At 65.6% G+C, this 12,623-nt stretch carries 13 protein-coding genes; 6 read left to right on the plus strand and 7 right to left on the minus strand.

The features are described from left to right. Positions 1-28: 28 nt before the first annotated feature. From LZC94_28275 to LZC94_28285, 3 genes are all read right to left on the minus strand, one after another. Positions 29-553: a GNAT family N-acetyltransferase gene (locus LZC94_28275; protein WXB11743.1), complete on the minus strand. Its 525-nt coding sequence runs from the start codon at positions 551-553 to the stop codon at positions 29-31. Positions 554-579: 26 nt separating this feature from the next. Next, entirely contained in the window at positions 580-1,383 is an 804-nt protein-coding gene (locus LZC94_28280; GenBank protein ID WXB20258.1) for an ETX/MTX2 family pore-forming toxin, read from the minus strand. Between the two features lie 587 nt (positions 1,384-1,970). Then, the gene (locus LZC94_28285) at positions 1,971-2,240 is read right to left on the minus strand and encodes a hypothetical protein (GenBank protein ID WXB11744.1); all 270 of its coding nucleotides are present in this window, start codon (positions 2,238-2,240) and stop codon (positions 1,971-1,973) included. Positions 2,241-2,848: 608 nt separating this feature from the next. On the opposite strand from LZC94_28285, the gene LZC94_28290 reads away from it, so the two are divergent. Further along, a complete protein-coding gene (locus LZC94_28290) occupies positions 2,849-3,277 on the plus strand; it encodes a hypothetical protein (protein ID WXB11745.1) in 429 nt (142 codons plus the stop codon). Here LZC94_28290 and LZC94_28295 read toward each other — a convergent pair. Next, entirely contained in the window at positions 3,258-4,085 is an 828-nt protein-coding gene (locus tag LZC94_28295; protein ID WXB11746.1) for a LysR family transcriptional regulator, read from the minus strand. The genes LZC94_28290 and LZC94_28295 overlap by 20 nt on opposite strands. A gap of 232 nt (positions 4,086-4,317) precedes the next feature. Between LZC94_28295 and LZC94_28300 the strand changes: the two genes are divergently transcribed. The 4 genes from LZC94_28300 (at position 4,318) to LZC94_28315 (ending at position 8,863) form a co-directional block, all read left to right on the plus strand. Then, entirely contained in the window at positions 4,318-5,487 is a 1,170-nt protein-coding gene (locus LZC94_28300; protein ID WXB11747.1) for a hypothetical protein, read from the plus strand. Positions 5,488-5,498: 11 nt separating this feature from the next. Beyond that, entirely contained in the window at positions 5,499-7,292 is a 1,794-nt protein-coding gene (gene pdxA, locus LZC94_28305; protein WXB11748.1) for a 4-hydroxythreonine-4-phosphate dehydrogenase PdxA, read from the plus strand. A gap of 37 nt (positions 7,293-7,329) precedes the next feature. Continuing rightward, on the plus strand, positions 7,330-7,707 hold the full coding sequence (locus LZC94_28310) for a cupin domain-containing protein (protein ID WXB11749.1): 378 nt from the start codon (positions 7,330-7,332) through the stop codon (positions 7,705-7,707). Positions 7,708-8,053: 346 nt separating this feature from the next. After that, entirely contained in the window at positions 8,054-8,863 is an 810-nt protein-coding gene (locus LZC94_28315) for an SDR family oxidoreductase (protein WXB11750.1), read from the plus strand. Here the strand turns inward: LZC94_28315 and cml are convergent. Then, entirely contained in the window at positions 8,796-9,986 is a 1,191-nt protein-coding gene (cml, locus tag LZC94_28320; protein WXB11751.1) for a CmlA/FloR family chloramphenicol efflux MFS transporter, read from the minus strand. The genes LZC94_28315 and cml overlap by 68 nt on opposite strands. A gap of 110 nt (positions 9,987-10,096) precedes the next feature. Here cml and LZC94_28325 point away from each other — a divergent pair, with 110 nt between their 5' ends. Then, complete coding sequence (locus LZC94_28325) at positions 10,097-10,528, plus strand: hypothetical protein (GenBank protein ID WXB11752.1); 432 nt, start codon at positions 10,097-10,099, stop codon at positions 10,526-10,528. A 171-nt stretch (positions 10,529-10,699) separates the two neighbouring features. On the opposite strand, the gene LZC94_28330 is transcribed toward LZC94_28325, so the two are convergent. Together LZC94_28330 and LZC94_28335 are read right to left on the minus strand one after the other, a co-directional pair. Then, positions 10,700-11,992, minus strand: coding sequence for a ferritin-like domain-containing protein (locus LZC94_28330; GenBank protein WXB11753.1), 1,293 nt, complete (start codon positions 11,990-11,992; stop codon positions 10,700-10,702). Between the two features lie 33 nt (positions 11,993-12,025). Further along, the gene (locus tag LZC94_28335; protein WXB11754.1) at positions 12,026-12,607 is read right to left on the minus strand and encodes a hypothetical protein; all 582 of its coding nucleotides are present in this window, start codon (positions 12,605-12,607) and stop codon (positions 12,026-12,028) included. Between the last annotated feature and the right edge of the window lie 16 nt (positions 12,608-12,623).

The raw sequence follows: 12,623 nt of genomic DNA on the forward strand, positions 1-12,623 counted from the left end.
CATGGTGTTTCTCCTTGTTCCGCGCCGGTCATCGAGACAGGCGGGTTTCCTTGGAGCTTTGCGCGCGGAGCGCGGCGACCAGCTCCTTATTTGCGAAGAGGCCCTTGCGCCCGCCGTAGTCGGCGCGCGCCACCAAGCCCCGCGCCGACAGGGCGCGCTCGCACGTCGAGCCCTCCACCGCGTGCAGGAACACGTGCTCGTACGGCGGCAGCGCGTACTCCACGAGCGCGCGCATCAACACCGAGCCTATGCCCCGACGGCGGTGGCCGGGCAAGACGGCCAGATCGCTCAAGTAAAATGTCTCCCGCGGCAAATCCGTGGCGCCATGCGACATCGCGTGGTGGTCGCACCCGACCTGGAAGCCGATCGCCTCCCCGCGATCGAACGCCACCGCGCGCGCTCCCCCCAGCGGCAGCAGGTGGCGCAGGCACTCGGCGATCTTCTCGCGCGACCGCCCGCCAGCCCCCTGCGAACGAAACGCGATATCGGCGAAGAGCTCGATCTCCGACTCCACCATGGCCCCGCAGCGCACGTCTTCGAACACGGGATACATCCGCTCCTCCGAAGGCCCGCGCCGTTCTACGCGGCTTGGATCACCGTGTTGGGGTGCGCGATCTGGACCTTCTGCGACGTCGTCCCCGAGGGATCGACGCGATCGAGGGTGACGTACGCGTTCGACGCGGCGACCCCGTTCATGCTGTAGACCGCGTTGAAGGTCACCGAGCCGTCGCCGTTGATCTTGAGCCAGCTGGGCGTATTGTTGGTATCGGTCAGGAGCTGGGCAATAGGCACGAACCAAAAATAGTGACCATTCCACCGGCTATTGAGCCCCACGGCCACGCGCCCGGAGATGACCACGGGGACGGTCACCGAGCCGGCGAGCGTATTCTTCTCCACGGTGAACGTCGCCTTGGTCACCGAGTGCGGCGGCTCGGGGATCTGCTGGTGCACGCTCCACGTCTTCGTCTCGGAGTTCGTCACCGTCTGGGTCGACGAGATGTTCACGGTCACCGTGAGCGAGGAGCTCACGTCGCCGAGCCCCTCGAGCCCGACCTTCACGCTCTCGCTCTGCGCGATCTGCAGCCCTTCGGTGATGGCCACGCTCAAGGTGTTCGTGACCGCGTCGCTGTACGTGAAGTCGCCCGACGTCTGCTGATCGGTATTGTTCGTATAGGTCTGCGAGTACACGCCGTCGACGCTCACCTTGTTGGTCGTCGTGTTGTATTGCGGCGACCCATTGCTGGTGCTCAGCCCATACCGGTCGTAATAGTCTTTGAACGTCGAGTTCGTGCGCCACGCGTCCACGTTGTCCGCGCCGTCGCTCACTTTGGATTTCGCCCAAGCATACGCAGCGCGCTTCCACAGCGACTCGAAGTCTTGCATGTCCGCCACGGTGTCCTCCGCTCTCTCTACTTTCGAATCATGTATGGCCGAATCGACCACGCCGACTCGAATTGCAGCCGCTGTGCCGTCGCGAATTTTCGCTGCCAGGCCGCGGACTTCGACGAAACGCCGTCGATCGGAGCTCGAAACCGACATCGAGCGCGTCAACCGCAGACGCAGACGCGTCCGCAAGCAACGCGACCGTCCATTTTTGTCCATGGGGGGACGAAATGGTCGTGGACGATCGTTCCGGCATCGCACCGATAACGCAATGACGCTACGAGCTAACGGGAGCTAGCGGGTGCTTCGGGCGGCCCGGGGAGTGATCCTCGGACATCCCCGCGCGCGGCGCCTCCCCCCGATTCATCCCGATCCATTTCTCATCTCGTCATCTCGGAAGTCATCAATCTTCGAATCGACAATCGGTCCGCGGCGCGTGCCCGCTTATCGTACAACGTATCGCCTCCCTGAAACGCCGCTGATCGAGGGCGGCCAAGGATCGCGTCCAATCGTCATCATCCCTTGCGGGCATGGTCGCGACGACGATTGGACGCGCGGTAGCAACTTCCTAGTTCAAGGACCTTCGCTCAGCAGCCGCAGTAGGTGGGGGGCGGCATGGATTGCGGGCGGCAGCCGGAGGCGCCTCCGCATGGGCAAACGGTGAAGACCCACCCGGGACCGCAAATGGGATCCGCATAAGTGGCCGCGTTCGACGGCGTGACGCGGAGCTCCGCGTCGTCCGTCGCGCTGGGGGCACGTTCCTCGGTGATGGGGGCTTCGGCACCGCACCCCGTCGCATAGATCGACGAGAGCAGCGCCAGTGCAAATGAAGTCGTTAGAAGACCTGCACGTTTCATGAATAGCCTCCTGTTCGGCGGAAATCCGCCGCACCGGCCTAAGCAGGAAACGGACCCGCCAATGAATGGGTTCGAGGCTCGGGCGTGGGCGCAAAAGCCGCTCCCGCGAAGGTGCGAAAATGCACTGGGACGAAACACGAACGCACGGCGCGAAGTCCGATCGTGCACTGGTGGATTGTATACCTGCGTTCGACGAAGAAGAAAACTAAATTAGGCAAATACGATATCGTCCTTTTGCGTATCGAACGGTATAGGCCGTCGTTTCCAACGAGGCATCGGGGCGCGGCGCTGCGAACCCTTGCCCAGCGGACGATGCGAGCCCTCGCCGGCGGGACGATACGAGCGCGAACACGCTCGCCTGGACCATTCACCGCTCGGCGGGCCCCGGACATCGTGGGCGCATGGCGCGACGAGCTCGACACGACCCTCGGCGGCGCGAGCATGCGGCACGATATCGAGACTACGCCGCCTGCGCTGACGGTGACTCTTGCGGGCCGAAAGGAAAAATTTGCGGCATAACGAGGACATATCGCGATTATCGAAGGGCCAACCGAGCGACGTAGTGCGATGATATGGGCGAGGTACGTTCTATGCTCGGTAGGGTCATCATGAACCGCATCGCCTCCGTTCCGCTTCTGGTCACGGTGATTGCACTCTGCGGTGCTTGCGCAGGCGAAAAGGCAACGGCTCCGCCGCCGACCGCACCGAGTGAGGCACGCAACGCCGAGCTCGTACGCCCCGGCAACGAGACACCGGAGGCCAACCTACCGCCTTCCCTCCGTGTCACCTTGTCGCGCGCACGCGAGCAGGCGCAGGAATGCCTCCCCGAGGGCAGCGGCAAGGTCAACGTTCTCGTCACGCGACGCGAGGGATCGCTGGTCCTGACCTTCGCCCCGGATGCATCGCTCGATCCGCGCACACGCCACTGCATCCTCGAGACCTTGTCGACCTACAATCTGGAGGAAGTCGGCGGCAACACCGGCGGCACCTCGTACAAGCCCTCGGGATACACGTCCATCATCCAGGTATCGTGGTGAGCTCGTTACCGCGGGTGCGAAGCCAATCGAGCACCGTATCGAAGCACGCGCGATCGTAGCCCTCGCGCGCGGTCATCAGGACGTACTGCGAGCCATCGGCCACGAAGCCTCGGGGGGCCAAAAGAGCCCCGTTGGCGAGATCGTCGGAGACGAGGGCGATGGGACCGATCGCCACCCCCGCGCCTGCCACGGCCGCCTGAAGACTGAGATAAAAGTGCTCGAACCGGATCTCGCGCGCGGGACGGAGCTCCGTGCCGGTGAGCCGCGACCAGTTGGCCCACGCATGGGGACGGGTCGCGGTGTGAAGGAGCACGCCTTCGATGGCGCCCGAGCCCAAAAGCCGGGGCGCGAGATCCGAGCGGCACACCGGCCCCACGTGCTCGTCGAGAAAAGGCTTGGCCAGCACGTCGCCGGCCATCTCGAAGTCCGCCCGGCGGATGGCGAGATCGATCCCGTCGCGCGCAAAGGACACCGCTCCACCGGCCGAAACCAAGCGCAGCTCGCGCGCCGGGCCGACGACCTCTTGCAGATCGGCGAGCCGGGGAATGAGCCAGCGGATCAGAAAGGTCGGCTCGCACGAAAGGGTAATGGGCCGGCCAGGACCCGACGTGCGCCGGGCTTGGGCCAGCGCGCTCGCGAGCCGGTCCAGCACGCTCCGCACATCCTCGGCGAGCGTGCGCGCAACGTGGGTCGGCACGATCGAGCGGTTTCCGCGCTGAAACAGCGGGAAGCCGACCTCCGCCTCCATCTCGCGCACGGCACGGCTCACGGCGCCGTCGGTCAGGTTCAACTCCTTGGCGGCGCGCATGACGCTGCCGTGGCGAACGGTGGCCTCGAACGCGCGCAGCGCCGAGATGTTGGGAAAACGAGTCGGATCGATGGCCTTGCCTCGTCGGGAGACGTCTCCCGCCTTCCTACCTGCGGTGCCCGCGATGTTTCGATTGAGCTTTACTCAATCGACGGCTGAGATCAATTCGCTTTTTTCTCGTTCGGTCGAACGCATAATGGAGTTCACCGGTTGCACGGCCGGCAAGCACACCATGATGACCCTTCTCGCAGACGACCTGACCTCCGCGCTCGATGGCGCGGCCCCGTTTGCCGCCCGGGGACTCTCGGCGCGGGTGGTGCTCGATCCTTCGGGGTTGGGCGAGCCGCGCGCGGATGTCGTGGCCATCGATCTCGACAGTCGCTTTGCATCGCCGGGCGAGGCCGAGGCACGCTTTCGAGGTGCGGCCGAACGGCTGCCCGATGCGGCCATCGTCTACAAGACCATCGACTCCACCTTGCGCGGAAACCTGAGCGCCGAGATTCAGGGGGCGCTGCGAGGATCGGGGCGCGCGCGCGCGGTGGTGGCGCCTGCTTTTCCCGCGGCCGGACGAACCACCGTCGCAGGGCGCCAGCTGCTCCACGGTGTGCCGCTGGAGCATACGGCGTTTGCGCGCGATCCCCGCACGCCCGTCGAGACGAGCATCGTGGCGGAGCGCCTTGCCGGCCTCGAGCGAGCACGCTTCTCCGTCCACGACGCGGAGCGCGATCGCGATCTCGATGCGCTCGTGGCCGCCATCGGCCTGGAGAGCGATGTCGTGTGGGTTGGCTCGCCGGGCCTGGCGGCGGCGCTTGCGCGGGCGATTCCGCACCGCGAGGCCTCGCGCCCCGCGTTCGAGCCGGCGAATGGAGAACGCGCGCTGGTCGTGCTCGGCAGTCTCCATCCTGCGAATGATTCGCAGGTGGAGAGGCTCGTTCGGGCGGGTGCGCGTATGGTGGAGCTCCCATCGGGCGAGGGCGACGTCGATCCAGCGGCCATTGCCTCGCAAATCGTGCGCGGGTTCGCGAGCGGTCCCCTCGTGTGCCTTCGCTCGCCGCGGGCGGTCTCGGAGCGCGGGCGCTCGGAGCGCGAGCACGCGGCGCGCGGGCACGCGGCGGCTGCGGAAATGGCCGAGCGCATGGGCGCGGTCGTACGATGCTGCGCCGAGGAGTTCGATAGCCTGGTCGCGACCGGCGGCGACACGGCGCGAAGGATCGTCGATGCGCTGGGCGCATCGGCGCTCGATCTCATGGGGGAGGTCGAACCCGGCGTCCCCTTCGGGGTCTTGCGCCGGCCACGTCGAGCCATCCCTTTTTCAACCAAGGCCGGTGGATTCGGTGACGCGGAGACACTTCTGCGTTGCGTCCACCGCCTCCACACCCACGAGGATGAACCGTCCCCATGACCTCGCCCCCGATGACTCGAGCCCCTCTGGCCATCACCATGGGCGATCCCGCCGGCATCGGCCCGGAGATCGTCGCAAAGCTCGCCGCCAGCGATCGGCGGCCCCAAACGCCCTTCATCGTGATTGGCGATAGCGCCATTCTCCGTCGCGCGATTGGCATCGTCGGTGCGGAGCTGGAGGTCCGCGAGGCGCGCGTAGCGGACGGTGTGCTCCATTTCGTGTGGGAAGAGGGCATCCTCCCGGTTCTGCAAACGGGTCCGAGCTTGCCCCTCGATTTGCCGATTGGAAAGGTCGACGCACGAGCCGGCGCTGCATCGTATGCGTATGTGGAGCGGGCCATCGATCTGGCGCTCGCGGGCACGATCTCGGGGATCGTCACGGCGCCCATCAACAAAGAGGCGATGCGCGCGGCGGGGATCGCGTACCCCGGGCACACGGAGATCCTGGCCGATCGCTCCGGCACCCGCGACTTCGCGATGATGCTCGCCAACGACGAGCTGCGCGTGCTGCTCGTCTCGATTCACGTTTCGCTCTTGGAGGCCATCCGCCAGGTGACGCACGAAAGCGAGCTGCGGGCCATGCGGCTCGCGAAGGAGGCGTGCCGCGCGTTCGGGATCGAGCACCCTCGGGTGGCCGTGGCCGGTCTGAACCCCCACGCGGGCGAGAATGGCCTCTTCGGCGGCGAAGATCGCGACGTGATCGCGCCGGCGATCCGCGCCGCGCGGGGAGAAGGCATCGATGCGTCCGGGCCGTGGCCGGGTGATACGATTTTCATGCGCGCGCGCAAAGGCGAGTTCGACGTGGTGGTGGCGCAATACCACGATCAAGGGCTCATCCCCGTGAAATACCTGGGGCTCGACGATGGGGTGAATGTCACGGTGGGGCTGCCCTTCGTGCGCACCTCCGTCGATCATGGCACCGCGTTCGATATCGCGGGCACGGGACGCGCCGATCCTGCCAGCCTCGCTTATGCGCTGAAGCAGGCGGTCGCCATGGTGACGCACTCGTACGCGCGGCGTGGGAATGCAGGAGCGGGCGCGAGCGCGGACGCGGGCGGCGCCGGCACGGGCGCGCGCGCAGGCGAAGGAGCACCCGAGTTCATTTTCATGCTCACGCGAAACGATCGCACCGTCTCCGATGCGCGCGCGCGCTTGGCGGAGGCGCTGGAGGCCGGCGTGCGCCACATCGGGTTCAAGGACGTGGGCTTGCCGTTCTCGGAGCTACGTACCTTGGTCGAGGAAATTCGAGCCGGCGGGGCAAAGGTGTATCTCGAGGTGGTGAGCCTCGACGAATCGAGCGAGATCGCCTCGGCGCGTGCCGCGGTGTCGCTCGGGGTCGACGTTTTGATGGGCGGTACGCGGCCGGAGTCGGTCCTTCCGATCCTTCACGGCAGCGCGATTCACTATCGTCCTTTTCCGGGCGCGATCATGGGGCATCCGAGCGTCCTTCGAGGCACGGTGGACGAGATCGTATCCAGCGCCAAGCGCTTGTGCGCCCACGACGGCGTCCACGGCCTCGACCTGCTCGCCTACCGCTTCGACGGCGACGTGGAGGCGCTGATCGCGCGCGTTTGCGCGGCCGTCGACAAGCCGGTGGTGATCGCGGGCTCGATCGATCGACCCGAGCGCATCGCGGCGGTGATGGCGAGCCAGGCGGCGGCCTTCACGATTGGGACCGCCGCGCTGGACGGGACCTTTCCGGCGGCCGGTCCCGGCCTCATTCATCAATTGCGAACGATTAGCAACATCGTCGCCGAACATCGAAATCGCAAGTCGGCCGCGGCCGGCCCGCGCAACGAGCGGTAACGAAAAGCAACGAGCGATAACGAACGAGGAATCGCATATGCCCGAGTTGAGAAAAATCAATCTAGCGGAGGCCTTCTCCGCATTTCAGGAGACGTGGAGCCCCCGGGTGGGAGGCGACATCAACGATTTTCAAATCAAGCTCGCCAAGTTCGAGGGCGCCTTTCATTGGCACCATCACGAGCACGAGGACGAGCTGTTCCTCGTCACCAAGGGCAAGCTTCGGATGCAGCTGCGCGAGGCCGACGGCGGCGATCTCCTGCTCGGCCCCGGCGAGTACGTGATCGTGCCCCGGGGCGTCGAACATTGCCCGACGGCGGAGCCCACGTGCGAGGTGGTGCTTCTGGAGCGAAACAGCACGGTCAACACCGGCAATGTCGAGAACGATCGCACCGTGCGCGATCTCGGTCGTATTTGAACGAACGGTAACGTGCCTGGGTTACGCGGCCGGCGCGCGATGGGACGATCCCGGTCGCCCCGCGTCGGGGGACCTCCTCCCGCACGCGCAGGAGACGCTTCGCGCCGCGCCGATCGGGCCGAGCTCGTACCGTCCCGGCGGGAGATCCACGCCCTCGGAGGGCCGATCCGTCTTCCGTCGCGCGACCAAAACCTGAGTCGGCGCGAGGTTCGCGGTGTGGGCCGTGGCGGGCGCGCTCGCCCGATGCGGGCATTTTTTCCGATCGGCATCGCCCCTGCGCTCGGCCGTGAGGGGTGCTTTTGGAATGCGAATGGCAAATGCGAATGATTCGTCGCATTTTGTCGGGATGCCAACCCCTTCCAAAATCGTCCTCGTCACGGGAGCATCGTCCGGCCTCGGCCTCGCGATGGCCCGCCACCTCCACTTGCGCGGCCATCGCGTGTACGGCACCAGCCGCGCCCCGCGCGAAGACGCGCCGTGGCCGATGCTCGAGCTCGATGTGTGCTCGGATGACTCCGCAAATGCCTGCGTCGGCCGCGTTCTCGAGCGCGAGGGTCGGCTTGACGTATTGATCAACAACGCCGGCTACGCATTCCTAGGCGCCTTGGAGGAGACGCGCCTCGAGGACGCGCGCGCCCAAATGGAGACGAATTTTTTCGGTGCGCTGCGCATGATGCTCGCGGTGCTGCCCATTCTGCGCCGTCAAAGCAGCGGCCACATCGTCAATGTCAGCTCCATTTCGGGCGCCGTCGGGATGCCGTTCGCCGGCGCATACGCCGCCAGCAAACACGCGCTGGAAGGCGCGTCGGAGGCGCTGGCCCACGAGCTTCACGGCAGCGGGCTTCGCGTCACGCTCATCGAGCCCGATGGCATGCGCACCGGCATCGGTGCCCGCTTTCAGCAACCCGCGCGCGAGCACCCGTTGCTGGGCGCGAAGCGCAAACGGCTCGTCGCGGTGCTCGAAAACGTGACCGCCGAAGGCGGCGACGGCATCGATCCCGAGGTGCTCGCGCGGGCGGTGGGGGAGGCGATCGAGAGCGCCTCGCCTCCCCTGCGCATCGTCATCGGCGAAAAGGCGCAAAAGCTGATTACGGCAAAGCGCTTTTTCTCGGAGCCTGCATTTGCGAACCTGATCGCGGAGCTCGCCGCGGAATAGCTGCGAGCCGGCTCACGAGGCCCAAGGTGGCGAGCGGCACGAGTGTGCAGTACGCCACCAGCGGCCAAGCCGTATCCCCGCGCAAGAGCACCACGGACAACGTTCCGGCGGTGCCCACGACGAGGCTCTCGATGCAATAATACAATGCCGTCGCCGTGCCCGCGGCATGCCCAAATGCCTCCAGCGCGCCGTTCGCGGTCACCGCGCACGTGAAGACGATACCCATGGCGATGATCCACATCGGGGGGACAAAGGTCCAAAACGAGGGCGCGGCGGCGCACTGTCCGAGGGCGAGGAGGGCAGCCCCGAGCAGGAGCATCCCCATGCCGCGAACCAGCGCGCCGGCCCGCCCCCAGCGAGCGACGAATCGCTTTGCAAAGCGGGTGGTCGCGATCATCACGGCCGCGACGCTGCCGAAGGCCACGCTGAACCCAAGCTGCGAAAAGCCGGCGCGACCGACGAGCACACGGGGCGCGGTGGAGAAAAAGACGAAGAACGCGCCCATGGCCGCGCTGAACCCCAGCGTGTACGTCCAAAACGGGAAGCTCGCGAGGATGGGGCGAAACGCCGCGCGCGCCGGCGAGGCATCGTGGGGTCGCGTCTCGTGCCACCTCGCCCCTGCGTGCAGCGCCGCCGCCATCGCGAGGGCGCCGAGCACGATGAAGATGGCGCGCCAGCCGAAGTGCTCCGCGATGAGCGCCCCCACCACGGGTCCCAAGGCTGGTACGAACGCGAGCATGGCGCCAAAGAGGCTATAAATGACGGCGCCCTCGGGTCGCTCCGCATACACGTCGCGCACAGTGGCGAACGTCGCAACGAGCGCCGCCGCCGCGCCCATGGCCTGCACCACGCGAAGGGCGACAAAAGCCGTCGCCGTGGCAGTCCCCGCGAGCCCAAACGACGCGGCGCCAAACACCATCGCGCCCCCGAGCAAAACAGGCCTTCGCCCGACCGCGTCGGAGATGGGCCCGAACACCAGCTGCCCCACGCCAAGAACGACCATATAAAGGCTCAACGTCAGCTGAACGACAGACGCCGATGTTCCAAGAATGGCCGGCATCGCCGGGACGATGGGTAAATAGACGTCCATGCCCATTGACGCCAAGAGGTCGAAGGGCGACATGAGCAACAGCGCTGCAACGAGGGAATGATTCCACGTGGAAATTCGAGACGACGGCGTTTGCGACGACGACGTCCGGGACGGAGGCGTTCGAGACGACGGCGTTTGGGACGATGATGTTCGAGATGACGACGTTTGTGACGGAGGCGTTTGGAACGACGACGTCCGGGACGGAGGCGTTCGAGATGACGACGTTTGTGACGGAGGCGTTTGGAACGACGACGTCCGGGACGGAGGCGTTCGAGACGACGACGTTTGGGACGACGGCGTTTGGGACGACGTTCGAGACGGAGGCGTTTGGGACGACGTTCGAGACGGAGGCGTTTGGGACGACGACGTTTGTGGCGACGATATTCGAGACGAAGACATTCGGGACAAAGACATGCCGATACACCCGCGTAAATGGTGAAATTCGGCGACGATCTGCCTCCGGCGAAGCTTTCGAGCCCCAACGAGAAACGAGCAGTCTGGCAGAACGCCGCAACAACGACTTTTCAGTGTTGCTGCGGCTCAGTAATCTGCGGACTCGGTCGTTCCCATGGTGAATACCTCGGCAGAATCATAGCGCCCAGACCTTGCGGAATCAAGACGGGCCGTACGGCGTCGAAGACTACAATCTTCAGGGGATACCCCAATGCGCTCGAAGAAAGATGAACCGCGACGAGTCCGGGAGCAAAATCGATCGCCCTCGTCACAGATGCGCACCGGATCCCCCCTCAAGCGACCATGTTCGACCGCGCGTGCATCGCGAACAGCTGCTCGAGCCTTTCGAGCGTCTCCGCACGGCAAGCTGCATACGTAGGTGCCCACGCATCCGGCCGCACGCGCCCGTGCTCCCGAAGCGCTGCAGGGTCGGCAAGCGCGACGAGCCCGAGGTGCTCGGGACGATACGGCGCCGGGGCGAGATCTCCGAACGACCTCGCCGCCCGCGTGAGCGCGCGCACAACGGGCGCGCCGCCCGCATCGAGGCAAAACGCAAGAATATCCCAAGCCAGCTCGGCATGTGCCGCCTCGTCCACGGCGATGCGCTCGAGGGTTTCCCTTGCCGCGGGATCGGTGGCGTCCTCGAGCCCCACGCGCGCGAGCGCCGCGTTGTACCCCTCGATGAACGCTCCTTCCACGAGTGTTTCGCGCGCCACCGCAACGAGCGCTCGAACCCGCGAGCGCGGAAGGGCGCCCATCCCCGCTGCAAGCTCCGGCATCGCGGTGTGCCCAAACTCCGTTCGCGCGTACGTGCCCGCGAGCGCAAAGCAGCGCTGCGCGTGATCAATCTCCTGCAGAGCGCTTCGATTGGCGCGCGCAAGAAGATCGGCCGGTGCCCCCAAAGCCGCGAGCTGCCATGCAACCTGCGCGAACGCGGGGACGCTCGCGTGCTCTTTCTTGGCATCGTGCAACCAAAGCTCCGTGAGCGCATCGCGGGTTGGCCCGGAAAGGGTAGTTACGTCGGGATGCGGCCCCTTGGCCCACTCGTTCGCGGGCCGAACACGTGGCGTCACCCCGCGACGCCCAACGCGAAGAGGCCGGCCCCAGCCGCCACCAAGCAGTACGGCCGCTACGGCGAACAACGCAGGGATGCCGAACGAGCCAATGAAGCCGATTCCTCCAAGTAGGAAAAAGAGAATCGCCGGGCCAGCGCCAAAGGGGCGAACACCGAGCTGCTTCGACGCGGCGCGTGCCCTCACGATGATGGTCCCCGCCGTAATGGCAAGAGCAACTTGTACACCCCCGAAGGCAATCCACGCGCCGATGAGCGCGTTGAAACCGGCGTCCCGCTTCATCATCACGGAGAGGACAATGCCGTTGAGCACCCACGCAAGCACCGATGTACCCCCCACGGCGAGGCCGATGCGACGGAGACGTGCGATCTTCGCGAACGCCGCGGCGGCGCTCGCATACGGGCCAAGATCGGGTCGCGACGCGATGGCACGCGACGCGCACGATAAGCACACTCCGCGATAGGCCGCTCGATGATCGAGCGGCGAGCCGCATACGGTACAAGCGGACTTCATGGCCCATTCCCCTTTACAGCATACTCGACAACTTCACTTCGATGATTCATCCGGATGTATCGTAGGCCGGTTCGAGTCTGCCGCCGCTGATTTACACGTGCCACTGATAAAGACCGCTTCGAGCGACGGTGTCGTCCCCTCGGTCAATCGATAGCCCACCTCGTGAAGGCATCGAGAACCACCGATCTTCTCCTCGTAGAGCGACCGCGCAGGAGGCATCGCGGCGTGCAGCTCCGCCTCCTTGCTCATCTTCGAAAAGGAGACACCGTTCACGCGGACGCTGCCCTCGAAAGGCTTTCGTGGAAACATGTCAGCAGACGCCGGCTGCAGCGCGAACCAGATCATGCGAACGTGAGGGTCGCTCTTCGGATGTGAATACGACATTCCAACGAACAATCCAAGGTCATCCCACACTTCGAGGCCCCCCGCGCGGTCCACGAAGCGCGAAGACGGCCCAAGCACGCGCTTCCATTCGTCGAGAGGTGCATCGAACTGCATGCGAGCACCGTTGACCGTAAGCATGCCTTTGTCGATGTCGACCGACAATCGTGATTCCGCAAGCGCGGTATTTTGAGAGCGGCAAGCTGCAAACGCAAATAGGGCGGGCAGAAGCAAGATATGGTTGATGGGC

It is taken from the genome of Sorangiineae bacterium MSr11954 (assembly GCA_037157815.1).
Classification (GTDB): domain Bacteria; phylum Myxococcota_A; class Polyangia; order Polyangiales; family Polyangiaceae; genus Pendulispora; species Pendulispora albinea.

Bases quoted from the DNA above. Each gene is read 5' to 3' on its own strand.
- LZC94_28285 (WXB11744.1), bottom strand. From the start codon at position 2,240: ATGAAACGTGCAGGTCTTCTAACGACTTCATTTGCACTGGCGCTGCTC.
- LZC94_28330 (WXB11753.1), bottom strand. From the start codon at position 11,992: ATGAAGTCCGCTTGTACCGTATGCGGCTCGCCGCTCGATCATCGAGCG.
- LZC94_28290 (WXB11745.1), top strand. From the start codon at position 2,849: ATGAACCGCATCGCCTCCGTTCCGCTTCTGGTCACGGTGATTGCACTC.
- LZC94_28280 (WXB20258.1), bottom strand. From the start codon at position 1,383: ATGCAAGACTTCGAGTCGCTGTGGAAGCGCGCTGCGTATGCTTGGGCG.
- LZC94_28310 (WXB11749.1), top strand. From the start codon at position 7,330: ATGCCCGAGTTGAGAAAAATCAATCTAGCGGAGGCCTTCTCCGCATTT.
- cml (WXB11751.1), bottom strand. From the start codon at position 9,986: ATGTCGCCCTTCGACCTCTTGGCGTCAATGGGCATGGACGTCTATTTA.
- LZC94_28300 (WXB11747.1), top strand. From the start codon at position 4,318: ATGATGACCCTTCTCGCAGACGACCTGACCTCCGCGCTCGATGGCGCG.
- pdxA (WXB11748.1), top strand. From the start codon at position 5,499: ATGACTCGAGCCCCTCTGGCCATCACCATGGGCGATCCCGCCGGCATC.
- LZC94_28295 (WXB11746.1), bottom strand. From the start codon at position 4,085: ATGCGCGCCGCCAAGGAGTTGAACCTGACCGACGGCGCCGTGAGCCGT.
- LZC94_28315 (WXB11750.1), top strand. From the start codon at position 8,054: ATGCCAACCCCTTCCAAAATCGTCCTCGTCACGGGAGCATCGTCCGGC.
- LZC94_28275 (WXB11743.1), bottom strand. From the start codon at position 553: ATGTATCCCGTGTTCGAAGACGTGCGCTGCGGGGCCATGGTGGAGTCG.
- LZC94_28325 (WXB11752.1), top strand. From the start codon at position 10,097: ATGATGTTCGAGATGACGACGTTTGTGACGGAGGCGTTTGGAACGACG.